The sequence below is a fragment of the Caldicellulosiruptor diazotrophicus genome (assembly GCF_017347585.1).
In the GTDB taxonomy this organism is placed as follows: domain Bacteria; phylum Bacillota; class Thermoanaerobacteria; order Caldicellulosiruptorales; family Caldicellulosiruptoraceae; genus Caldicellulosiruptor; species Caldicellulosiruptor diazotrophicus.
Genome location: NZ_AP024480.1, coordinates 341,580 through 364,506 on the forward strand (window position 1 = coordinate 341,580; position 22,927 = coordinate 364,506).

Sequence of the window (22,927 nt, forward strand, 5' to 3'; positions counted from 1 at the left end):
CCAATTATTACCTGTAAGCCTTAAAATATCTTCTACGCCCATTTACAAACTAACAGCCTTAAAAAAGCTCATTTCATCAAAACAATTTCTTTTCTAACACCTTCCTTCACCTTTTCCTGCCACTCAAAATACTCTCTCATCTGTAAGTACTTCCTCGTAGATAGCCATCTTTCATCCTGTTCCATTAATAAAGCACCTATTAAGCGAATACACGACTCTCGGCTAACAAATACCTTATCACCCTTTCTCGTCGACGAATTTCTCCATTCAGTCGCTCTAACATATCAGCCTACGCGCAGCCTCCTTCGGTATGGCTCTGGAAGTTCTAAAACTGCTATCGCGTCTTCAAATCCTTCTTCTAAAACTTCCATTGCTTTTGGGGCTTTATTTTTGTACTCTTCCAACACTTGATTTAACAACACCCTTGCTGTCTTTGCATCTGGAGCTTCAAATATAGCTCTTATCTTAGCATGTAGTTCCTTTTGTAAACCCTTCGGTGTCTTGTCAAGAATGTTTCTCATAAAATGAGTTTGACACCTTTGCCAGGTCGCACCTTGAAAATGTCGATAAATCGCTTGTACAAGCCCTTTATGATGATCTGAAACAACTAAATCGACTCCATGCAACCCTCTTTCCTTTAACCATGAGAAAAATTCTCCCCAGCTTTCTTCTGATTCGCTGTCTCCTATCATAACCCCCAAAACTTCTCTGTAACCTTCTTCATTTACACCTACACCAATTAGAAGACTTCTCTGTCGAACACGACCTTCTTCTCTTATCTTTACAACCATCGCATAGGCTTACACAAAAGGAAACTTCTTTTCTTCCAAAGACCCCGAATTCCACTGCGCAATTACAGGATCAAGATTTTTGCAAAGCTCTGAAATGGTGGATTTTGAAAACTCAGTCCCACATAACTCATAAGTAATTTCTTCAATCTTTCGTGTGGATACCCCATTTACCACCATCTCCATCAATGCCAATAAAAGCGCTTGTTCACTTCGCTGATAACGTTCAAAAAGGTCTGTAGTAAATTTACCATTACGCAGTCTTGGTACTTTCAAAGTCAAAGTCCCTACTCTGGTAATTAAATTCCTTGAATAATAACCGTTACGATAATCTTGTCTTTCCTCTGTCCTCTCGATAGGCTTAAGCCTTAATTTGTTCAGTAGCAAGATACGCTAAAATTTGATTAAGTATTGATTCTAATAACTTGGCTAATTTCTCGTCTTTTGTGCCTGTTGTAAAAAGGTAATGCAAAATTTCAGAATCTATGGTAATATTGTATTGAGCCATTCCTCATCCCTCCTGAAAGAATTTGGTTTTTGGTTCTTCTTAATTTCTATTCTAACCAGAGGGTGAGGGGTGGCTCAATCCCTTTTTACACAATTATATAGACTCAACTCATACCCTCCCCATTTGCAAATTTAACAACTCATTAAAAATTGTTCAAAAAAAATTAAAAATTAATTCACAATTTTTTGCTAATATACTTTTAAAACAAAAGTATAAATTTAACAGAGAGGCGAGAAGCAATGATGAATCACAAGAAAAATACATATGTTAGTTTAGCAATTATGCTTATTATCTTTTTGACCTCTCAGCCGCTGCTAAGAGTTTATTCAAGTTCAAATCAAAACTTGGCATCACCTCAGCTTGTCGGTGTTGTAAAAAGCGTATCTGGCAGCAAAATAACAATAATGGTTGCGAATTTACAGAATCAAAACCAGCAAAGAGGATTTGGAAGAGTTAATGTTGTCCTAACCAACAAAATTCAAATATTAGTTGTTAATAACAAAACACAAATGTATGTAAGACTATTTGAAAATGGACAGATAAATGAAATTAAAATTTCTCCAAAAGACCTGAGACCGAATGACATCCTCTACATATGGTTTTCTGATTCAAAGAAAACAAACGTATCAAGGATAGTACTTGTAGACACATATGACCCATATAGAGTTCCAGATCAGATAGGCGTTATCAAAAAAATAGAATCGAACAAACTTACCATAATAGTTGTAGAATTTAACAGGCCGCAGATACAAAGACCACAAAATGAAAGGCAAAATAATGCAAATCAGCAAAAAAGTCAGAGGTCACAATCCACTAAACCATCAAACGGGCAGAGGCAGGGTTTTTCACAAAGACAGTTACCAATAAAGCTTACTAGTAATACCAAAGTAATTTATATAACAAAATCAACCGAAATTTTAACAAGTACATTTAACAATGGGCAGGTTAATGAGAAAAAGATTACATTAAAAAGCCTGAAGGTAAACAATATAGTATATTTCTGGTTTCAAGATAGCAATAAAACAACTGCAAAAAGGATGGTCGTGGTGGGAACCTATTCATCAAAATAATTTTAAATCTTTTAGAAAGGAGATGTGATCACTTTATGGAAAATCAGAACAATGTTAAAGTTTCTAAAGTAAAGGTAAATATAAAGTCGAGGCGATGGGCAAAGGTATTGTCAATTGTAATTGTCATAGCAATAATCGCAGGTGCTTCAGGGTTCAGTGCATATAAATATATTTCCAACAAAAACAAAAGTTCAAATGTTCAAACACAGAGAACGGCAGTGGTAAGTCGTGGTGATATAACTGTAACAGTCACAGGTTCAGGTCCAATTGAATCTGCACAGAGTACAGACCTCACCTCAACCGTCAGTTCAACAATAACAGCTGTCAACTTCAAAGATGGTGACAGGGTAAAAAAGGGTGATGTGATTTTTGAACTTGAAAATACTGATGCAAAAGATAAGGTTGATTCAATCAAAAGCCAGATAGATGATATTACCTCTTCTATATCAGATGTTCAGGATCAAATAAAAAACCTAACAATCACAGCTCCCATATCAGGTATAGTTAAAAACTTTAATTTAAATTCTGGTGACAGAGTAGCAAATGGATCAAATATTGCAACAATTATTGATCCGTCTACATTAAAAGTAAAAGTATCATTTCCAGCAGCTATATATGGCAAGGTAAAAGATGGAATGCCAGTTCTGTTTTACATTCAAGATATAGCGCAGCCGATTCAGGGCAATATAACATATATTGGAAATAGCATCTACACAAACGAGTATGGAAGCAGAGTATTTGATGTAGAAGCTCAGGTACAAAACCCTGGTGCTATTCAAGAGGGCATGACAGCATCTTTACAAGTTACAATCGATGGACAGGATTACATGAGTGTATCGTCGGCAGCGCTTGAATATGCTCAAAAAGCTGTTTTAAAAGCTCAAGCAGATGGCCAAGTAGATGTAATTAATATAAAAAATAATCAGTATGTTCAGAAAGGAACATTGATTTTGAGACTTAAAAATGACGATTATCAAAAACAGCTCAAAAATTATCAACAGCAGCTCAAAAACTTGCAGGACCAGTTAAAAGAAGCTCAGAACAATCTTGAAAATTACTATATCAAAGCACCGTTTGATGGTATTGTGACAAATATAAATTTCAAGAAAGGTGATAATATAAAAGCAGGAGAAGTACTTGCAACTGTATTTGATGACAAAAATTTAGAATTCAGGGTTGACATAGATGAGCTTGATATTGCTAAAATAAAAGTAGGGCAAAAAGTAAATATAACAGTTGATGCGCTACCAGAGACACAGACAAACCCGCTGACAGGGAAGGTTTCAAAGATTCCGCTTGAAGGCACAACACAAAATGGTGTTACAACATATCCAGTTACAATTTCAATTGAAAATCCTAAAGACCTCAAGATTGGCATGAATGCAAACGCAGAGATTATAGTTGACCAGAAACAGGATGTTTTGCGTGTTCCGCTTGAAGCTGTTCAGAAGTTTGGCAATAGATATTTTGTATTTGTCAAAACGTCATCATCTACATCCGACCACATTCAAAATCAGGAAAGTTCTTGGCAGCAAAATGAGAGTTTATCGAATAACTCACTTATGAGTAGGTTCGGTTCAAGATTTAATTCTACCCAGAGTTCTCAGAGTCAGGTTCAAAGTTCAAATTCTCAACAACAAAATGGTTTAAATACCCAGCGTTCAAGACGAGTTGAAAGACTTCTTGAAAATAGCTACTACAAGGGTTCTGTTTTGAGGTCTGTTGAAGTTGGAATAAACAACGACCAGTATATAGAAATTGTTAGTGGTCTAAATGAAGGCGATATTGTGATTTTACCACCGCTTGCAACATCGTCTACATCCACAAATACACAGAGTCAACAGGGATTTAATATGTTTGGCGGGTTTGGTGGTTTTGGTGGTGGTGGACCTGGCGAGTTCAGACAGTTCAGACAAAATAGAAGTTCGACTCAAAGCAGCACAGGTTCGTCATCACAGAGCAGTCAATCTTCTGGTCAGGCAGGTAATCTAAATAGATAGTATTCTTTAAAAGCAGTGAAAAAGGTGGTATATAAGAATGATAGAGCTTTATGATATATACAAGATCTACAAGATGGGAGATACAGATGTGTATGCTTTAAATGGTGTGACACTGAGAATAGAAAAAAATGAGTTTGTAGCGATACTAGGTCCTTCAGGCTCAGGTAAATCAACGCTTATGAACATAATTGGTTGTCTTGACACACCAACATCAGGCACATACATTCTGGATGGCAAAGAAGTAAACAAACTTTCAGATAACCAGCTTGCAGAAATCAGAAATAGCAAAATAGGTTTTGTATTTCAGCAATTCAATTTAATACCTCAACTAACAGCTTTGGAAAATGTAGAACTTCCACTCATATACAAAGGAATGCCTGCTTCAAAAAGGCACAAACTTGCAAAAGAAGCATTAGAAAGAGTTGGGCTGTCAGATAGGATCCATCACAGACCTCGCCAGCTATCAGGTGGTCAGCAACAAAAAGTTGCCATTGCAAGAGCGCTTGTGACAGATCCTTCTATAATACTTGCTGATGAGCCAACGGGGAATCTTGATTCAAAATCGGGTGCTGAGATAATGTCTATCTTTAAACAATTACATTCTCAGGGCAGCACAATTGTTCTTATTACACATGACAATTCAATTGCACAGCAGGCAAGACGTATTGTTAGGATTCAAGATGGGCAAATAATAGAAGATAGGTAGGTGAGCTAAGATTTGGCACAGTTTATATTAGCTTTCAGGATGGCAATTAAAAGTATTTTGTCAAATAAGTTGAGGTCATTTTTGACAATGCTCGGTGTTGTCATAGGTATCTGGGCTGTGATTGCGGTTGTTGGGATAGGTCAGGGGAGCACAAAAAGTATAACAGACAGACTTCAGCAACTGGGAACAAATTTAATACAGATAAATATCACAGGTCGTGGAAGTAACAGAAATGTTACATATGAACAGCTACAAGCCTTTGTAGATGAACATCAAGACGACATTGAAGCAATGGCACCAACTCTTCAGTCATCGGTCACTGTTAAGGTTGGAACACAGACGCATGACACCACAATGATTGGAACCACGGCAGACTATTCAACCGTCAGGGATATAAATGTTTCAGCAGGAAGGTTTATTTTGCCGATAGATGTAGACAAACGCCAGAAAGTGGCACTTGTTGGAACATATATAGTTAAAGAACTTTATTCAGGTCAGAATCCTGTCGGGCAGAAAATAAAGATAAATGGACAGGTGTTCACAGTTGTTGGAATTTTGCAAGAAAGATCAAATTCACAGGAACAGTCTGACGATGACCAGATAATTGTACCTGTTACAGTTGCTCAAAGAATTGCACATGATGCAAGGCTCAGAAACTTTGCTCTTAAAGTGACTGATCCAAACAAAAGTGATACAGTGATGCAATATCTAAATGATTTTTTGTACAGGATATATCAAGACACAACATCATACAGGGTGTTCAATACTGCCCAGCTTCTTGATACTTTAAATACAGTGACACAGACACTTACACTCATGCTTGCTGGTATTGCAGCCATTTCTTTAATTGTTGGTGGTATTGGCATCATGAATATAATGCTTGTATCCGTGACAGAAAGGACACGCGAGATTGGGATAAGAAAAGCAATTGGTGCAAAAAGAAGAAATATACTTGTTCAGTTTTTAATAGAAGCGTCAGTTGTGACAGGACTTGGTGGAATTATTGGAATTATACTGGGTTTTTTGACAACTGTGCTACTAAACAGACTTAACATATTAACATCGGTCTTTTCACTACCGTGGGCAATACTTGCACTTGGTATTGCAGTAGGCATAGGAATTATTTTTGGGCTGTTCCCTGCTTCAAAAGCATCAAAACTAAATCCGATAGAAGCGTTAAGATACGAATAAGCTTGGAGGGTGAAAATGAATATGAAAAAAAGATTTTTAATAGCAGTTTTTATATTTAGTTTTATTGTGACAAGTATTATAAATCTCAGCGTATTTGCGGCGTACAAGGATGTTTCTCAAAATTCAGGTTATGCTAAAGACTTAGATAGGCTCAACAAGCTTGGTATTTTGATATACAAGGACTATTTTAAGCCCGCTCAGCCTATTACAAGGGCTGAACTTGCAGAGGCGATAGTTAAAATTTCGAATTCTGTGGATGAATCACTATCACAAAAGAAGTATGCTCTTTTTGGTGATGTAAAACCAAACACAAATCTTTGCGGATATGCTGTATGGGCTGTTAAGAAAAAATATTTAAGTCCTATGCCAGATGGCAACTTTCATCCGCAAAATAATGCAACATTTTCGCAGGTAGTAACAGCTCTTTTAAGGCTTTTAGGATATACAGACCAGGACTTGGCTGGAACGTGGCCACAAAATTATATAGATAAGGCAAATGAACTTGGGATTACAAAAGGGATTAATCTTTCAGCAACATCGTATGTTCCGCGCTGGGCATTTGCAAGAATGCTGTCTTTACTTTTGGATTTAAGCCCAAAGGGTAGTAATCAGAAATATTCAGAAGTGACTGGACTTTTCAAATCCATCCTTGTGCTTGACATTCAAAAGACAAATTCGATGTTGCTTCCCAATGAGATACTGACAGACTCTGGTGTTATAACAAATACGACCAGTACTGTATTTGACAGTGGAAAAAGGTATATGGTGAAGATTGAAGACGGCAAAATTACAAAGGTGTATGGTCAGGAGACAGATAGTTTTCAGGTGACAGTTGTAAGGGTAAACGGAAATAAAGTATATTATCAAGAAGGTTCAAAACTAAAATCTATTGTACTGCCGGTATCTGCAATATACTATCTGTCAGGAACAAAACAGAACATTGACACGGCTGTAAATAGCATTAAACCCGGACAAAAGTTAAGTTTTGTATATTCATTTGACAAAAGCAAGATTGATTATGTTGTTATAAATAATGTATATTCACAAGATATATTTGGTAATTATGACGAAGTACTTGTTGTTGCTAATCCAGATACTTCAGATATACTTGATAAGAATCAAATTCAGACAGACAAGGGTATATTAAATTTAGCACAGGGAATAAAAGTTGATGATTTAAAGATAGGCGAAAGATATGGCGTGTATATAAAAGATGATACAATTACAAAAGTCATAACAAAACTGTGGAGTGCTGAAAAATATACCATACAGAACATTGATGGAACACAACTTTTATGCCAGAAAGATGGAAAGAATATAACCTTACAGCTTTCAGCAAAACCTTTGATATATTATCAAGGTGCTAAACAGAATTTTGACAATATAACAAAAGTACTGAAAAAAAATCAGCTATTGTACGTTTCAAAGGATTTATTGACAGGGAATATTTCAGCATATATAATTCAGGATCCATATTCGACAAAATATGGATTATATCAAGAGGTTATTATTCTTCAGAATGCACTTTTAAACCCTGCTCTTGAAAATAATCAGGTACTAACAGACAAAGGAATATATTATCTATCTGATGCAAAGTTTAAATTGGAGATTGGCTGTAAGTATGGTGTATATGTAAAAGATGATAAAATAACTCTTGTCGTTGGGAAATTAAATGATGTTTTACAGTATGAAATAACAGATATTGTTAGTGATACAAATGTAAAGTTGAAATCATTAAAAGGCCAGGAGAACATAATCCTGCCACAAAAACCTGTTTACTACTATAACGGCAATAAAATTAGCTACAGTGATCTGAAAAACGTGTTAAAATCAGGTCAAAAAATCTATTATGGATACTCAAATGATGGGAAAACTTGCGAGTATATTGTTCTTCAAGACCCATATTCATCTGAATACGGTGCATATACTGAGGTTATTGTTCTGGCAGATGCAGTTGTATCTGATAAGTTATCTGCAAACGAGGTTTTAACAGACAAAGGGATATACGCGGTAAAGTCCACAGCAGGCAAGCTTACAATTGGTGCAAAATATGGGGTATATATCAAAGACGATACAATTACAAAGGTTGTAAAAAAGCTCAACAGCGTTGATATAGCTGAGGTTACAGATGTTATAAGTGATACAAATATTGTTCTCAAAAAAGGCAGCACAAACAGCTCTACTTTCCTGCCACAAAAACCTGTTTATTATTACAATGGAAGTAAGGTTGACTACAATAGTTTGAAAAACATAATAAAATCAGGGCAAAAGATTTATTTTGGATACAACACAGCAGGAAATTCGTATGAGTATGCAATAATTCAAGACCCATACTACGACAGCTATGGAAAATATGTAGAGACAGTGATTTTGGGGACGTATTCAACTACAAAAGGACTTGATGTAAATGAAATTTTAACAGACCAGGGAATTTTAACGTTACCAGAAAACCAGAATGTGAATTTAGAACTTGGTGCAAAATATGGGCTTTACATCGACCAGGATAATCAAATAACCCTTGTGTACAAGAAGCTGAATTCAACCGAAGGTATGGCAGTGCTTTCTGCTATTTCAAATAAAGTGACAGTTGACAAGGGTGGTAATCAACTTGATATAACATTGCCTCAGAACATAACATACTACTACAATGGCTCAAAGGTTGATTATTCGACAGCAATAAACAAGCTTCAGCTGTCAACATCGCTCGTGTTTGGGCTATCCACAAAGAAAAAAGGTTATGACTACTGCGTAATATTTGACCCTATATACAGCAAGCCATACATTGCAGGTGAACAGACGTACATGACACTGAAGGTTGGGGATTTGGATATAAGTGGCAGTAAGAAATTTATAAAAGATGGAGATGTTGTAGATTATAGCTATATTCAAAAATATAATGTGGTCTATGAAGTAAAGGATATATGGGGAAGAAATAGTTATATTCTGATAGTGGACAACAAAGTTGACGGTTATCTAAAAAGTTATCAACCTACAAGGTTTACACCTAAAGCTATTGTTGCAAATGTATTTGATCCAACAACAGGGAAACTTGTTGAAAAGACATATGATATAAGCGAAAACTGTGACAGTTCATGGATTTTGTCAGATACATTCAAAACAGGGCAAAGAGTATATCTTCTTTTAGGCTACGATGGCAAGGTTGTTGCAATGGTAAATCCATAGCTGAATTGAAAAACAGCTTTCAAAAGGCTGCCAATTCGATATCGAAGGCGGCCTTTTTTCTTAAGACAAAATAGAGAATTTGTGGTATAATTATAATTGAACAATAAAATTAGCTTGAAGCAAAAAATCTAAAAATTGAAAGGAGCAAATGTTTTGAGCAAAAATTTGCCTCCTAAAGAACATGATTCCACATTTAAATTTTTATTTGAAGAGAAAAAGGATATACTTCTTTTAGTAAAAGATATACTAAAGTACAAATGGGCAGAGATGATAGATAAAGATTCAATTGAGTTGGTAAAAACAAACTATGTAACACAAGATTTTATGCAAGTTGAAGCTGATATCATTGCAAAAGCAAGGTTGAGTGAACGGGAAGTGTATTTTTACATATTGATAGAGAATCAGTCTACAGTAAAAAGGGATATGCCACTTAGAATATTAAAATACATGATAAGCTTATGGGCGCAAGAGATAAGAAAAGGAGTAGAAGTTTTGCCTGCAATTATACCGATAGTTGTTTATAACGGAATTGACAAAAGATGGAATATTTCAACAAACTTAATGGAGGCTTTTGATATATTCAGGGATGATGTATTTAAATACCGGGTGGTTGATATTATAGAGCTTGATATGAAAAAGTTTTTGAAAAAACAAGAAGATATACTCGGTCCGATAGTTTTCTATTTAGAGCAGGTAAGAGAAGATAAAAATGAACTTGTGAAGAGGCTATACGAAATAGAAGCAAATTTAAAGAGTTTGAGCAGAGGAAATATTGACCGATTTATAAACTGGGCACATTATATTATACGGCCAAGACTTGCAGAGGAACTCAAGGCAGAGTATGACAAGATAGTAGAAAGGATAAAAGAAGGGGGTGTAGGTAAAATGGGTGATTTTGTATCCAATGTTGCAAGGCTTCTTGATGAGACAAAGACAAAAGAGTTTAATATGGGAATTCAGCAAGGGATTCAGCAAGGGATTCAGCAAGGGATTCAGCAGGGGATATACAGAGCCAAGGTTGAAATGGCAAAAAAGCTTATTCAAAAAGGGTATAGTGATGATGAAATAGCAGAGCTTACCGAGCTTGAAATTGATGAGATAAGAAAGCTTCGAAAAGAGATTACAAATTAAAAATAGAAAGTGGTTTATAGATGAATGATTTAGTGATGTTCCAAACTTCCTATTTAAAATGAAGTTGTCCGCGGTGTTAAAGAGATAAAATACTCAATGAAACCAACAAGACCACCCTCGAGCTTTACATCTCATACTTCAAAGATGCACCTTCAAAGTTCATGAAACTTTTGAAAGGTTGAGATTTTAAAAGATCATGCAGATTAAATCAACAAAAGGGACTTTCCGGATTGAACAGCAGCTTAGCTTAGGAAAGTCCCCTTCTATTTTTTTACATCTTATTTTATCACGCTAAATATTTCATTAACATCCAAAACAAGGTTATCAAATACCTTTATTGTCATACCTTATTTTTTGAATTTTTCTTTTGCTATAAAATTTCATACTGTAACAGTAGAGCAAACTTATAATTTCTTCAATTATTTCCTGAGAATCAAGCTTCTTGCTTCCAACTTCCGATACAACAACTATTTCAGTGCTAAATTTTCTAAATAAGCGTTTAAACAATTCAAATCCCACTCTGCTCAACCTAATCTTTATAGGCTATAACAACCCTTTGTACCTTACCTGCAAGAATATCTATCGGGCATTTTAAAAAATTCATTTCTTTTTTCAAAGCTAATTCCCCATGCTTGTTCAGAGAATACTCCGTGTATTTTATAGCCACTATTAAAACAAAACTGTTTTAATAATTCAATTTGATTTTCTAAATCCCTCTTTAGTTTTGGAGTTGAAACCCTTGCATAAATAGTTGTAATCATAAAATCCATTTGGCATAACCGTTACTTTTATTTTCCCTTCTTTTACATACTTAGTTAGGGTTGGTCTTGATATTTTTAATAATTCAAGAACTTCTTTTGCTTTCATATTTATATCACCCATAAATACTATGGCACAATTTAGAAGCCAGGCAAATATATTTTATCTAAGATTTTAATTTGTTTTAAACCATTTATTAATTTTTGCCACCATATTACGTAAACTTTCATCGCTATAATATTGTTGGATTGCTATGTCAAAAAGCTTTATTTTGCCTGACTCTTCATTACAAAATCTTCCTTGCAAAAATCATATAAGCGGTATGCCCTATCATTCTATCATCGGGTCGCAGGCGCTCTGGCACTGGCTTGTACTGACGCATCATTATTTCAACAACTTCTGAGACATAAAACCTGTAATTTTGCAGTGCAACAAGCGTCTCTGACACTTGATTTGTTGTTGGAACAAGAATCCCTAAGTGTCCTGCAGGTTTTAAAGCCTCTCTCACAGCGCTAATTGCTTCTTCAGGTTCTCGGATATCTAAAAAGAATGCATCCAAGTCCTTCTCTTCAATTCCTTCTACTATTGATTTGTTGTGCATAACCACATTGTCAAATTTTGAAAAATTTTTTATGTTCTTCTCAGCCATTTTGAAAAACTCTTCTCTTTGTTCATATGTATACACTTTTCCCTCTGGACCAACCGCCATCGAAAGATAAAGCGTAAATGCACCAGAGCCTGTCCCAGCCTCGCCTACTCTTTTTCCAGGGTGTATATCAAGCTTCATTAGAATATATGCTCCGTCTTTTGGATAGACTATCTGTGTGTGTCTTTTCAAAAAGTGCATAACATAATCAAAAGTGTCACAAGGAAAAACATAGTATTCAACATCATTTGCAAAAAAGCTTCCGCCAGGCAAAATTTTTGCAAGTTCACCAGTCTCAATATACCCTGTCGGAAGATTAACTCTTTTTGGCACTGATATGTCAACAACTTTTTTGAACCCTTCTGGACCAATGATAACTCTCTTTGTATCAAACAATTGCTCCATTCTTTGCCTCCTTTAGCACAATATAACAATATTTTGCTTTTAACTTTGCAATAACCTCTGAAAATATTTAATACTACATCTTTATAAAATAATCAACTATATCCTCAAGTCCAACAAGACCAACTACCTTGCCATTATCAAGAACAGGGACAGCAGAAATATCATGCTGACGCAGGAGTTTTGCAACATCTTTAATATCATCATCTTTGTCAGCTGTAATAACAGCTTTTGTCATAGCAAGCTCAACAGGGTATGTTTCAAAATGGCCTGGCTGGCTCAAAAACCTGTAAATATCTGCTTTTACAATGATTCCTTTAAGAAAGTCATTCTCATCGACCACAACTGCAACGCTCTTTTTCCTTTTTTGCATCTGTTCAAGTGCAAATTTGACTGTATCAGTCGGCAAAAGTTTTATAAAATCATGGTTAATAATGTTTGTAAGCACTTTTTTCTCCTCCAAAATCGATATTTAATTTACTGAAATTTTTTATCCTGCTATTTATTATATACCCAAATTAATTTCGAAACACAAAAAATTTACCTTATAAAAAGAGGCAACATTTATTATTGACATATGCCAAAAACACGAGTAAAATAAAGAGAAAAACGAATAAGGGAGAGAGAAAAATTGAGACAAAATACAATGCACTCAATTCCCAAAAATGAATTTACAGATGTAAAGAAGATGTATGCTATTGTCAGCGGCAAGGGCGGAGTGGGAAAAAGTTTGGTTACATCTTTACTTGCCGTGGGTCTGAGAAGAGAAGGTTATGAAGTTGGAATCCTTGATGCGGATATTACCGGACCATCTATCCCAAAGATGTTTGGTGTAAGTGGTGCTAAGATTGAGTCAGACTCAAAGGCAATCTATCCTGTGAGAACTCACAATGATATAAAAATTATGTCAATGAATTTACTTTTGAATAAAGAAGATGCTCCAGTGATTTGGAGAGGACCACTCATTGCAAAAACAATAGAGCAGTTTTGGACAGAGGTTGGCTGGGGTGTTTTAGATTATCTTTTTATTGACATGCCCCCTGGGACAGGTGATGTTGCACTCACAGTTTTTCAATCTTTGCCGATTGACGGAATCATTATTGTAACATCGCCTCAAGACCTTGTTTCTTTGATAGTCAAAAAGGCTTATAACATGGCAAAGCAAATGGATATATCAATTATAGGTATTATTGAAAATATGAGTTATGTAATATGTCCTCATTGTGGAAAAGAATTTGATATTTTTGGAAAAAGTAAATTAGAAGATGTGGCTGAGCAGTTGGATTTGAGGATTTTAGGGCGAATTCCAATAGATACAGAATTGACAAAACTTTGTGATGAGGGCGGAATTGAAAAAGCAAGGAATTTGTATTTGGATTCCTGTATAGAGGTTTTAAAAAGGGACGTTGTAGAAGGATAAGAAAATTTTTGACAACTTTTGTATTATAGAACTGCAAAATTTCTGGGACAGGACAATAATTTCTTTTTTGGTAGAATTATTACCCTTGTGAAAAGCAAGGGTAAAAATTTTTCAAAAAAGTTATTGACATATGCCAAAAACAGAGTATAATTATAATTAGCATATGCCAATAACAAAAATAAAAATGGTTTTGGAGGTGAAAAACGATGCCTTGGGGTTTTGGACCAGGATTTTATGGAAGAGGCTGTGCAAGAGGTTTTGGTGGCGGTTTTGGTTTTGGCAGAGGCCTTGGAATTTGCAAATGGGCTCTCTTAGGTAGCACTTCTTACGCGCCTTATGTCAAGGATGCTTTGGAGTTTGAAAAACAAGTTTTAGAGCAAAGACTGAAGCTAATTGATAAGCTTCTAAAAGATAATGAACAAAAGCAAGAGTAAAGGAACTTAAAGAAACTTCATAGAAGGGGGCACAGCAGAATATTTTTATATGTTATGTGCCCCCAATTTGTTAAACCGAAATTATCTTTAATAAGATTAAGCCTGCTACTCAAATTTGGTGGGTTGTTATGAAGAGTATGCTTAAAAACAAAAAAAGAAGAATAAAGAATAGAGAAATAAATAATCTGATTCTTCAATTTCTCAGCAGTAACTCAGGTGTTGCTAAGAAAAAGGATTTGATTGAAAGCTTAGGAAAACATGTTAGCTTGGTTACTATTTACAGAGGAATAAATAGACTATTAAGAAAAGGGGAAATTATCTCTTTTCAGGTAGGAAAAGACCATTATTTAGCTTTGTTTAAAAAAGATTCAAAAAAGATTCTACTTTTTGCCTTTTTAATTTGCGAGAAGTGCAGAAATGTCTATCGGTTAGAATTGGATAAGAAAGATATTGAAAATATAGCTCAGGCAATTGAGGCTTTGTATAATTTCAAAAGTGAGTTTGTGATACTTGAATTTCGAGGAATATGTAACCAATTTTCAGTATATACTAAAACAGCAGTCAGTTAAATCTTAAACCAAGTGGAGGGAAAAAAGATGAAAATAGCAGTAATGATGGCAGGCAATCAGATAAGTCCACATTTTGGGGGAAGTGAAAAGGTTTGTATATATACAGTCGAAAACGACAATATTGTAGCTAAGGAGTATTTTAATATGCCAGAGCACAGGGCTGGGCTTTTTGCAAAGTTTATAAAACAAAAAGGAGCAGATGTTGTAATTGCAGGCTCAATTGGCGAGAGGGCAAGATATATATTCGATAGTCTTGGCATTAGGTATTTCATCGGTGTTTTAGGTTCTCCAGATGAAGCAGTTGAAAAGCTATTAAAAGGTCAGCTGAAGTCAAATGAAGCACTTGCAAATGAGATCCATAAGCATGAAGAGGGATTGCAACATCATTCGCATGGACATTCACACCATAATAAAATCTAAATACTGGAAAGTATAAATTTGATTTTTTGAATATAGAGATTTGAGTAGCCTTGCTTTTTTGATGTGTGTTATAATCTAATTTAGAAAAACAATGTTGAAATAACCAGTATTGAGGGGCAGGGTTAAAATCCTGCCTTTTTGTTCATAATAATTTGAGAAAAGGAGGCATTTGACTTGCCACGGCCAATAAGATGCAGAAGAGTAGAATTTCTGCCAAGGTTCAATTACTTTTCACCAAAAGAAGGTTCAAATGATGAAGTGGTTTTAAAAGTAGAGGAGCTTGAAGCAATAAGACTTAAAGACTTAGAAGGGCTTATGCAGGAAGAATGTGCACAAAAAATGCAGGTTTCTCGTCAGACATTTCAGCTTGTATTAGAAGAGGCAAGAAAAAAAATTGCCGATGCGCTTGTCAACGGCAAAGCTATCAGAATTGAAGGTGGTAACTACGTTTTTGGGAATTGCAAGTATACTTGCTTAAATTGCGGAAAAGTTTTTGAATCAGAAAAGTGCGAATGCCCAGAATGCCACTCTTCTCATGTTATATGTCACAGAGGGAAAGGAAGAGGACACTGTTTCAGGCACCACGGAGGATGGTGATGATAAATAAAGAAAACTGATAGTATTTTTTAGTAGTTGGGTATAATAAAACCGAAAGACAAATTATTTTTTAAATAATTCCTACTTGACATATAGAAATAGTAGAGTATAATAAAATTGTATTGGCAAATGCTAAAAAAGAGGGTGTTACATGTGGAGAAAAAAACTTTGAGTGTAACAGGTATGACATGTGCTTCGTGTGCAAGGGCAATTGAAAAAAGTGTTAGCAAAGTAGAAGGAGTAAGTAATGCGTCGGTTAACTTTGCCACTGAGAAACTTATTGTTGAGTTTGATGAGAGCAAAGCCAGCATTGAAAAGATCAAAGAAGCTGTTGAAAGAGCCGGCTATGGTGTTTTGGATGATGTTGAGGAAACTATTAGAGAAGTAACCATTCCTATTTCAGGCATGACATGTGCTTCATGTGCAAGAGCAATCGAAAAATCAATTTCAAAGCTCAGTGGAATAAAAGAGGTAAGTGTTAACCTTGCAAGTGAAAAAGCAAGAGTTGTGTATGATTCATCTCAGGTAAGACTGTCTGAAATAAAAAATGCGATAATAAAAGCCGGATATACGCCACTTGAGATTGAGAAGACATCCTATGAAGATTCGCATCAAGAGCGAAAACAAAAGGAGATAAATAGTCTTTTTAGAAGGTTTTTCATTGCAAGTGTATTTGCAGTTCCACTTTTATTGATTGCTATGGCACATGTGGTGGGTCTTCCGCTACCAGAGATAATTCTGCCAGAAAAACATCCTTTGAATTTTGCAATTGTACAAGCGATATTGGAAATTCCAATTGTCATTGCAGGGTATAAGTTCTACACGGTAGGCTTTAGCAGGCTTTTTAAGTTTCACCCAAACATGGACTCATTAATTGCAGTTGGGACAGGAGCTGCTTTTTTTTATGGTCTTTTTGCTATATACCAAATTGCAATGGGTAACTACCAGTATGTAAAGGAGATGTATTTTGAGACTGCAGGTGTAATTATAGCCCTTGTTCTCCTGGGCAAATACTTAGAAGCAGTTTCCAAAGGCAAAGCCTCAGAAGCCATAAAAAAATTAATGGGACTTGCACCAAAAACTGCAGTGGTTATTCAAGATGATAATGAAATAGTCATTCCAATAGAAGAGGTTGAAGTAGGCGATATACTCTTAGTAAAGCCCGGGGAAAAGATTCCCGTTGATGGAGAAGTAATTGAAGGTAGAAGCTTTGTGGATGAATCAATGCTGACAGGTGAAAGCATCCCCGTTGAAAAAACACCTGGAAGCAAGGTTATTGGAGCTACAATAAACAAAAATGGTATGCTAAAGATAAAAGCTACAAAGGTCGGCAAGAATACAGTCATTGCGCAGATTATCAAGCTGGTTGAGGACGCTCAAAGCTCTAAAGCACCAATCGCAAGGTTGGCAGATGTAATCTCAGGGTATTTTGTACCAGTTGTCATTCTCATTGCTGTAATCTCAGCCCTTGCGTGGTACTTTGCTGGCAGTTCATTTATTTTCGCTTTGAGAATATTTATTACCGTCTTAGTTATCGCATGCCCGTGCGCTTTGGGCCTTGCAACACCAACTGCTATTATGGTTGGAACAGGAAAAGGCGCAGAACATGGAATTTTGATAAAAAGTGGTGACGCATTAGAAACCTTGCACAAGATTACAATGGTTGTTTTTGACAAAACAGGAACAATCACTGAAGGTAAGCCAAAAGTAACTGACATAATTCCGGCAAATGGGTGGGAAAGCGAAAGACTGTTGCAAATAGTAGCGTCAGCAGAAAGGCTCTCTGAACATCCTTTAGGTGAAGCCATAGTTGCTGCAGCAAAGGAAAAGAATCTGCAACTTTTTGAAGCAAGTCAGTTTGAAGCAATTTCAGGGCATGGAATAGAGGCAGTGGTAGATGGACAAACAATTCTTGTTGGTAATGAAAAACTTATGAAAGATAAAGGGATTGAGATAGATTTCTTACTTGATGTAGAAAAGCTTTCACAGCAGGCAAAGACACCTATGTTTGTAGCGCAGAATGGAAAGTTTGCTGGCATAATAGCAGTATCAGATGTGGTAAAGCCAAATGCTAAGCGGGCAATTGAGCTTTTGCATAAAATGGGTATTAGCGTTGCAATGATTACAGGGGATAATAGCAAAACAGCAAAAGCAATTGCAAAGCAGGTTGGAATAGATAGGGTTTTAGCGGAGGTCTTGCCACAGGACAAGGCAAATGAAGTGAAAAAACTTCAGGGAGAAGGTAAAAAGGTTGCGATGGTGGGCGATGGGATCAACGACGCACCAGCTTTAGCTCAAGCTGATGTTGGTATAGCAATTGGGTCTGGAACAGATGTTGCAGCAGAAGCTGCTGATGTGGTTCTTATGAAAAATGATATATTGGACGTTGTAAATGCAATACTGCTTAGCAAAAAGACAATACAGAACATCAAACAGAATCTATTCTGGGCATTTTTCTACAACACATTGGGCATTCCGATTGCAGCAGGTGTTTTGCACACATTTGGTGGTCCACTTTTGAATCCAATTATAGCGGCTTTTGCTATGGCGTTTTCTTCAGTCTCTGTGGTTTCAAACGCTCTGAGGCTAAAAAGATTTAAACCTGTAAATTAAAATTTATATAAAATAATTAAAAGAAAGGATGGATTTTGAAATGACAAAGAAAATTTATATTAAAGGCATGACTTGCGACCACTGCGTAAGAAGAGTGGAAAACAGCCTAAAAGCCATAGAAGGTGTAACCTCTGTCAAGGTTTATCTGCAGGGCAAAGTTGCAACTGTTGAGCTAAGTAAAGATGTAAAAGATGAAGAGTTTGTTCGAGCAATTGATGATGCAGGGTATGAGGTTGTGAGAATTGAATAGGAATATATTGTAAAAGTAAAAACAGGGCTGGGTAATCAAATCCTCATGGTATTACCCAGCCCTAAATTTTTCTCTTTTTAATGGAGCCTTCTTTTATATTACGAACAAAATAACATAAAAGGTTGTCAATAAAACCAGACCTATAGGAAAACCAAATTTAACCCATTCTTTGCTCTTTATTTCGAGTTTATTTGCCGCAATAATATTTGGAATGTTTCCTTGAATGAGCATTCCACCACTTGCTAAGAGACTGATAAGAATAGCAGTTACTTGGCTTGAGGTAAGTTTTGGGCTGATTATAGCAGCTGCAACTGTTGCATTATCTAAAACGGCAGATATAGTATTAAGCCAAAATAATAACTTGTCACCAAGCTTTACAATGTATTTGTCTATAAACGGTTTAAATCCATTTCCTAAGATCTCTAATGCCACTATAAACAAAAATATTTTACCTGCTCTTATCACTACATCTTTGTGTGTTTCAACTTCTTTTATATGCTGATCTTCTATTTCAAAATACTTTCTGTCTTCTTCAGACATCTCTTCTTTTCTGTAAAAGAATTTTTTTTCTCTTTTAGCAATAAAGCTTCCAAGTAAAGCCATGACAAGTATCACAGGTATAATATAGTGACCCACAAGACGAAGGAGATAAGCAAAATCCTCTTTCAATATACTTACAACAATTGTAGAAAGAGGTTCGCCAATTGGTGTTAGCGCAGCGCCAAAGCCAATTGCGTAGCACCCAGCAATTGCAACTTTTGATTTTGATGAATGTCTCAAAGGTAGCAGATGTAATATTTCTACCATTATCAGTGTTGCAACAATAGCAGTAATTACGCTTGAGAAAAGTCCCAAGATTAACAAAACCAAAAATATAAAGATTTCAAGGTTTATCTTGCTAAGTAAAAGGTTAATAGCATTTTTAAGCTTGTTAACCGAGAGATTAAAGAAAAAGCCCATTATTAAAACTACTGCAGTGACAACATAGAGAAGATAATTTGAGAGAATATGTCCAATCAAATGCACAGATAAAGTTCTTGAAACGATTGTTGCCAAAATTCCCATGAAAAAAAGAAAAATTTCTAAATTGTGCTCCACCTTTTTAAACACGAATGGCAAAATGAAAACAAGAGCTAAGATTAATATCAGCAAAAAGTCCATGTCATCACTCCTCATTAAAAATTTTGCTTGAAATCTCATTCCAAAACAGTTCAAAATCACCAAGATTGTTTTGGAGGATTTCATATAAAGTTTGGTTGTCTACCTCAAGATACAAATGAACAATTCTGTTTCTAAATTTCACCATTCGGATTAATTTTTCTGCTAAATTAGTTGAAATATAACTATTTTCAAGCAAAATTTTGATGGTATCAGAATAACTTGAAGGCTTACCTAATTTTTTTCTTGAAACGATATGATTGCATATATCAATAATAGCTTCAATTGATGTTTGTAATAGATACTTACAACTTGTGATATTCCTAAAATCAGCAATGAAATCTTGGTAAATTAATTTTTTGAGCTGTTCAAGTTTTGATAAACATTCTCTGATATATTTCATTTTCAAGGAAATTTTGTCTAAGTCAAGGTTGTTTTGCATGATTACTCGACTCCTTTGATAGTGAAGCTTTAAAATCTTCCCAAAAAGCCTTGTAGAAATATTCATGGTCTTGATATAGGTCTAAAACCTGCTCTTCAAAATCTGCAACTTTTTTAAAATCTCTTTCAAAAATTTGTCTTCCTTCACTGATTGTTTTAAACTGCAAAGTAAGTGGTGCCTTATTTAAGTTGACGATGTCAACCATATCAGTTTCAAGTATTTCACAAATTTTAATTTCAATGTCAATCTCTTCGAAAATGCTCATATCTTTGTCAAATAGAATTGCCAAATCTATGTCACTGTCTTCTGTTTGAAATTCTGTTCCATATGAGCCTATTATCCATACACCCAGTATTTCAGGTGTTGAGCTAAAATATTCAATTAGTTTTGGCAATTTTGATTCTACGTTCAACACAGAAAACACCAGCCTCTTTAGAAACTCTAATTAATCTTATCATGAAACAAATTGAAAAATCAATAATATTATGTTCAGTTTGATTTTCAGTTGTTTATGTTGTTACAAAGCTAATGGATGTGGTATAATTAAAATAACAGAGATGGCTATAAGCTTTTAGAGGTGTAAATAGAGGATTTCAAAGAAAAAAGTAAGTTTTCATAGTGCAGATAATAGTATAGCAGGAAATGAAAGTAAAGATAGAACTTATTGAAAATATACCTGTTACTTTTTATGCTCCTGAATTGAAAAAAGAGTTAGATGAATGGGCAGAGACCGCTAAAATTTGCCTCGATGATGAACTTATGAATAGATTAAAAGAAGCAGAAAATGAATTTAAAACAGGTGGCAGTCTTAGATGGGAACATCCAACAAATTCAATATAATATTTTCTAAAGAAGCATATAAGTATTTGCAGAAATTGCCACAAAATATTAGACTCTCTTTCTTCTTCCAAAATTATAAGACTACATGGGAAGTTAAAAGGTTTTTACAGATACAAAGAAGGTGCTCTCAGGATAATATATAGGGTAGAGAAAGATAGACTTATAATTTATGTCTATGATATTGGACCGAGAGGAGACATATATAAATAAGTTTTTGTACCAGAAAAAATAAAGTAAAGATAGTCTTGTACTCCTTTTGAAAAGCTGAATTCCCAAGTGAACCTTGGGATACGGGGGACCCAATTTTTCTTGGGGTGAATCAGAAGCCAAAAGCTTCTGTAGGGCTAACCCTTTCGGCCCGAACCCGTCAGCTAACCTCGGAAGCTTTGAAAGGGGAGGCAAAAGGAGTTTTTTTATGCCTTTTTTGAAAAAGGAAGGTATTCCTTTGCCTTTGATTTCAAAGCAGCCAAATTCCGAGGTTATGGAGTTTGGCTGCTTTTATTTTTGCTGATAAGCCTGTGTGTCAAGATTTTGAAAGGAGGTATCTAGCAAATGGAAACGTTAGATGTTGTTAACAACAGAGAAAGGTTCGAAAAGTTAAAAGAAGCAATTCAAGACTACTTAGATGTCAAAGACACAATCAAAACTGGTATAGAGGATGAGGAAAAGATTGAATATCAAAAAAGAAAGATTCTTACCTACTTTGGTGCAAGCGAAAAAGACTGGGAAAATTATAAATGGCAGCTGAAAAATAGGATTTCCTCAGCCAAAATATTAAAAGAACTTTTAAATCTTGATGAAAAAGAAGCACAGCAAATAGAAGAAGTAGGAAAGATTTATCGCTTTGCAATCTCGCCTTACTATTTATCGCTAATTGACCCAGATAATCCAAACTGCCCAATAAAAAAGCAATCAGTCCCAAGCTTATTTGAGCTGATAGAAAAAGGAGAGCTTGACCCAATGGACGAAGAGCACACATCACCTACAAAGATTATTACACAGCGCTATCCAGACAGGCTCATAATAAAAGTGACAAACATTTGTGGTATGTTTTGTAGGTTTTGTCAGAGAAGAAGGCTCATTGGCGAGACTGACACACACGCATCCTTAGATGATATTACAGATGCAATAGAGTATGTGGCACAAAACCATCACATTCGAGATGTACTTATCACAGGTGGCGATGCACTGATGCTATCTGATGAGATTTTAGAGTGGATTTTGAGGTCTTTGCGCCAGATTCCTCATGTTGAGATAATCAGAATTGGCACACGAGCACCTGTGACTTTGCCACAAAGAATTACAAAAGAACTTGTTAATATGCTAAAGAAATATCACCCTATTTATATCAACACACATTTTAATCATCCGCGAGAGATAACGAAAGAATCAAAAAGATCTTGCGAGATGCTCTCAGATGCTGGGGTGCCACTTGGCAACCAGATGGTACTGCTAAATGGAGTCAATAACGACAAATACATTGTTCGAAAGCTCAATCAAGAACTTTTAAAAATCAGAGTAAAGCCATACTATATCTTTCATCCAAAAAGAGTAAAGGGAACATCGCACTTTTGGGTGACAATTGAAGAGGGCATGGAGATTATTGAAAGCCTCAGAGGTAGAACCTCCGGCATGGCAGTTCCAACATACATCATAAATGCACCAAAGGGCAAGGGTAAGACTCCAGTTTTACCAAGCTATTTGCTCTATATAGGCAAAGATAAGGCAGTTTTGAGAAACTGGGAGGGTGAAGTGTTTGAAATTGAAAATGGTATGTAACGTGTGGATTTAATATTACAA

The 22,927-nt window shown here is 35.5% G+C and carries 21 protein-coding genes, 2 pseudogenes and 1 riboswitch; of the genes and pseudogenes, 16 read left to right on the top strand and 7 right to left on the bottom strand.

The genetic code is table 11. The features are described 5' to 3' along the window. Window positions 1-68: 68 nt before the first annotated feature. Window positions 69-1,296 (bottom strand): annotated as a pseudogene (locus CaldiYA01_RS01425) (IS256 family transposase). A gap of 239 nt (window positions 1,297-1,535) precedes the next feature. On the opposite strand from CaldiYA01_RS01425, the gene CaldiYA01_RS01430 reads away from it, so the two are divergent. The 6 genes from CaldiYA01_RS01430 to CaldiYA01_RS01455 all read left to right on the top strand — a co-directional run bounded on the left by CaldiYA01_RS01430 (window position 1,536) and on the right by CaldiYA01_RS01455 (window position 10,577). Continuing rightward, on the top strand, window positions 1,536-2,366 hold the full coding sequence (locus tag CaldiYA01_RS01430; RefSeq protein ID WP_238480571.1) for a hypothetical protein: 831 nt from the start codon (window positions 1,536-1,538) through the stop codon (window positions 2,364-2,366). A gap of 35 nt (window positions 2,367-2,401) precedes the next feature. Further along, window positions 2,402-4,366: an efflux RND transporter periplasmic adaptor subunit gene (locus CaldiYA01_RS01435; protein WP_207180609.1), complete on the top strand. Its 1,965-nt coding sequence runs from the start codon at window positions 2,402-2,404 to the stop codon at window positions 4,364-4,366. A gap of 37 nt (window positions 4,367-4,403) precedes the next feature. Beyond that, complete coding sequence (locus tag CaldiYA01_RS01440) at window positions 4,404-5,072, top strand: ABC transporter ATP-binding protein (protein ID WP_207180611.1); 669 nt, start codon at window positions 4,404-4,406, stop codon at window positions 5,070-5,072. Window positions 5,073-5,084: 12 nt separating this feature from the next. Continuing rightward, on the top strand, window positions 5,085-6,263 hold the full coding sequence (locus tag CaldiYA01_RS01445) for an ABC transporter permease (protein ID WP_207180613.1): 1,179 nt from the start codon (window positions 5,085-5,087) through the stop codon (window positions 6,261-6,263). A gap of 21 nt (window positions 6,264-6,284) precedes the next feature. Further along, window positions 6,285-9,446, top strand: a complete 3,162-nt coding sequence (locus tag CaldiYA01_RS01450; protein WP_207180615.1) for an S-layer homology domain-containing protein — start codon at window positions 6,285-6,287, stop codon at window positions 9,444-9,446. 153 nt (window positions 9,447-9,599) lie between these two features. Continuing rightward, the gene (locus CaldiYA01_RS01455) at window positions 9,600-10,577 is read left to right on the top strand and encodes an Rpn family recombination-promoting nuclease/putative transposase (RefSeq protein ID WP_207180617.1); all 978 of its coding nucleotides are present in this window, start codon (window positions 9,600-9,602) and stop codon (window positions 10,575-10,577) included. 324 nt (window positions 10,578-10,901) lie between these two features. On the opposite strand, the pseudogene CaldiYA01_RS01460 reads toward CaldiYA01_RS01455, so the two are convergent. The 3 genes and pseudogenes from CaldiYA01_RS01460 to CaldiYA01_RS01470 form a co-directional block, all read right to left on the bottom strand. After that, window positions 10,902-11,444 (bottom strand): annotated as a pseudogene (locus CaldiYA01_RS01460) (IS607 family transposase). A 178-nt stretch (window positions 11,445-11,622) separates the two neighbouring features. Further along, on the bottom strand, window positions 11,623-12,387 hold the full coding sequence (locus CaldiYA01_RS01465; RefSeq protein WP_207180619.1) for a tRNA (adenine-N1)-methyltransferase: 765 nt from the start codon (window positions 12,385-12,387) through the stop codon (window positions 11,623-11,625). Window positions 12,388-12,460: 73 nt separating this feature from the next. Next, window positions 12,461-12,832 (bottom strand): CBS domain-containing protein, encoded by a 372-nt coding sequence (locus CaldiYA01_RS01470; RefSeq protein WP_207180621.1) that lies wholly within the window; start codon window positions 12,830-12,832, stop codon window positions 12,461-12,463. A 183-nt stretch (window positions 12,833-13,015) separates the two neighbouring features. Here CaldiYA01_RS01470 and CaldiYA01_RS01475 point away from each other — a divergent pair, with 183 nt between their 5' ends. The 7 genes from CaldiYA01_RS01475 (at window position 13,016) to CaldiYA01_RS01505 (ending at window position 18,687) form a co-directional block, all read left to right on the top strand. Next, a complete protein-coding gene (locus CaldiYA01_RS01475; protein ID WP_207180623.1) occupies window positions 13,016-13,804 on the top strand; it encodes an Mrp/NBP35 family ATP-binding protein in 789 nt (262 codons plus the stop codon). 206 nt (window positions 13,805-14,010) lie between these two features. Next, entirely contained in the window at window positions 14,011-14,238 is a 228-nt protein-coding gene (locus tag CaldiYA01_RS01480; protein ID WP_207180625.1) for a hypothetical protein, read from the top strand. A 128-nt stretch (window positions 14,239-14,366) separates the two neighbouring features. Then, window positions 14,367-14,807: a transcriptional repressor gene (locus tag CaldiYA01_RS01485; RefSeq protein WP_207180628.1), complete on the top strand. Its 441-nt coding sequence runs from the start codon at window positions 14,367-14,369 to the stop codon at window positions 14,805-14,807. A 27-nt stretch (window positions 14,808-14,834) separates the two neighbouring features. Further along, a complete protein-coding gene (locus CaldiYA01_RS01490; RefSeq protein WP_207180630.1) occupies window positions 14,835-15,227 on the top strand; it encodes a NifB/NifX family molybdenum-iron cluster-binding protein in 393 nt (130 codons plus the stop codon). A 174-nt stretch (window positions 15,228-15,401) separates the two neighbouring features. Next, window positions 15,402-15,824 (top strand): DUF134 domain-containing protein, encoded by a 423-nt coding sequence (locus CaldiYA01_RS01495; RefSeq protein WP_207180632.1) that lies wholly within the window; start codon window positions 15,402-15,404, stop codon window positions 15,822-15,824. A gap of 153 nt (window positions 15,825-15,977) precedes the next feature. Continuing rightward, the gene (locus CaldiYA01_RS01500) at window positions 15,978-18,437 is read left to right on the top strand and encodes a heavy metal translocating P-type ATPase (RefSeq protein ID WP_207180633.1); all 2,460 of its coding nucleotides are present in this window, start codon (window positions 15,978-15,980) and stop codon (window positions 18,435-18,437) included. Window positions 18,438-18,477: 40 nt separating this feature from the next. Next, on the top strand, window positions 18,478-18,687 hold the full coding sequence (locus tag CaldiYA01_RS01505; protein ID WP_207180634.1) for a heavy-metal-associated domain-containing protein: 210 nt from the start codon (window positions 18,478-18,480) through the stop codon (window positions 18,685-18,687). A gap of 93 nt (window positions 18,688-18,780) precedes the next feature. Here the strand turns inward: CaldiYA01_RS01505 and CaldiYA01_RS01510 are convergent, their stop codons facing one another. The 3 genes from CaldiYA01_RS01510 to mntA are packed head-to-tail and all read right to left on the bottom strand — an operon-like array spanning window position 18,781 to window position 20,702. After that, a complete protein-coding gene (locus CaldiYA01_RS01510; RefSeq protein WP_207180635.1) occupies window positions 18,781-19,848 on the bottom strand; it encodes a DUF1646 family protein in 1,068 nt (355 codons plus the stop codon). 4 nt (window positions 19,849-19,852) lie between these two features. Next, window positions 19,853-20,287, bottom strand: coding sequence for a type VII toxin-antitoxin system HepT family RNase toxin (gene hepT, locus CaldiYA01_RS01515; protein WP_207180636.1), 435 nt, complete (start codon window positions 20,285-20,287; stop codon window positions 19,853-19,855). Continuing rightward, a complete protein-coding gene (mntA, locus tag CaldiYA01_RS01520; RefSeq protein WP_207180637.1) occupies window positions 20,271-20,702 on the bottom strand; it encodes a type VII toxin-antitoxin system MntA family adenylyltransferase antitoxin in 432 nt (143 codons plus the stop codon). Before mntA ends, hepT begins: the two co-directional genes overlap by 17 nt. A gap of 227 nt (window positions 20,703-20,929) precedes the next feature. Between mntA and CaldiYA01_RS01525 the strand changes: the two genes are divergently transcribed. The 3 genes from CaldiYA01_RS01525 to eam all read left to right on the top strand — a co-directional run bounded on the left by CaldiYA01_RS01525 (window position 20,930) and on the right by eam (window position 22,906). Continuing rightward, window positions 20,930-21,127, top strand: coding sequence for a hypothetical protein (locus tag CaldiYA01_RS01525; RefSeq protein ID WP_207180639.1), 198 nt, complete (start codon window positions 20,930-20,932; stop codon window positions 21,125-21,127). 75 nt (window positions 21,128-21,202) lie between these two features. Further along, entirely contained in the window at window positions 21,203-21,337 is a 135-nt protein-coding gene (locus CaldiYA01_RS12235) for a type II toxin-antitoxin system RelE family toxin (RefSeq protein WP_238480611.1), read from the top strand. 42 nt (window positions 21,338-21,379) lie between these two features. Next, window positions 21,380-21,528: riboswitch (cyclic di-AMP (ydaO/yuaA leader) on the top strand. Between the two features lie 151 nt (window positions 21,529-21,679). Next, on the top strand, window positions 21,680-22,906 hold the full coding sequence (eam, locus tag CaldiYA01_RS01535; RefSeq protein ID WP_207180641.1) for a glutamate 2,3-aminomutase: 1,227 nt from the start codon (window positions 21,680-21,682) through the stop codon (window positions 22,904-22,906). Window positions 22,907-22,927 lie beyond the last annotated feature (21 nt).

Bases quoted from the DNA above. Each gene is read 5' to 3' on its own strand.
- CaldiYA01_RS01430 (WP_238480571.1), top strand. From the start codon at position 1,536: ATGATGAATCACAAGAAAAATACATATGTTAGTTTAGCAATTATGCTT.
- CaldiYA01_RS01435 (WP_207180609.1), top strand. From the start codon at position 2,402: ATGGAAAATCAGAACAATGTTAAAGTTTCTAAAGTAAAGGTAAATATA.
- CaldiYA01_RS01440 (WP_207180611.1), top strand. From the start codon at position 4,404: ATGATAGAGCTTTATGATATATACAAGATCTACAAGATGGGAGATACA.
- CaldiYA01_RS01450 (WP_207180615.1), top strand. From the start codon at position 6,285: ATGAAAAAAAGATTTTTAATAGCAGTTTTTATATTTAGTTTTATTGTG.
- CaldiYA01_RS01465 (WP_207180619.1), bottom strand. From the start codon at position 12,387: ATGGAGCAATTGTTTGATACAAAGAGAGTTATCATTGGTCCAGAAGGG.
- CaldiYA01_RS01480 (WP_207180625.1), top strand. From the start codon at position 14,011: ATGCCTTGGGGTTTTGGACCAGGATTTTATGGAAGAGGCTGTGCAAGA.
- CaldiYA01_RS01485 (WP_207180628.1), top strand. From the start codon at position 14,367: ATGAAGAGTATGCTTAAAAACAAAAAAAGAAGAATAAAGAATAGAGAA.
- CaldiYA01_RS01490 (WP_207180630.1), top strand. From the start codon at position 14,835: ATGAAAATAGCAGTAATGATGGCAGGCAATCAGATAAGTCCACATTTT.
- CaldiYA01_RS01505 (WP_207180634.1), top strand. From the start codon at position 18,478: ATGACAAAGAAAATTTATATTAAAGGCATGACTTGCGACCACTGCGTA.
- CaldiYA01_RS01510 (WP_207180635.1), bottom strand. From the start codon at position 19,848: ATGGACTTTTTGCTGATATTAATCTTAGCTCTTGTTTTCATTTTGCCA.
- hepT (WP_207180636.1), bottom strand. From the start codon at position 20,287: ATGCAAAACAACCTTGACTTAGACAAAATTTCCTTGAAAATGAAATAT.
- CaldiYA01_RS01525 (WP_207180639.1), top strand. From the start codon at position 20,930: ATGAAAGTAAAGATAGAACTTATTGAAAATATACCTGTTACTTTTTAT.
- eam (WP_207180641.1), top strand. From the start codon at position 21,680: ATGGAAACGTTAGATGTTGTTAACAACAGAGAAAGGTTCGAAAAGTTA.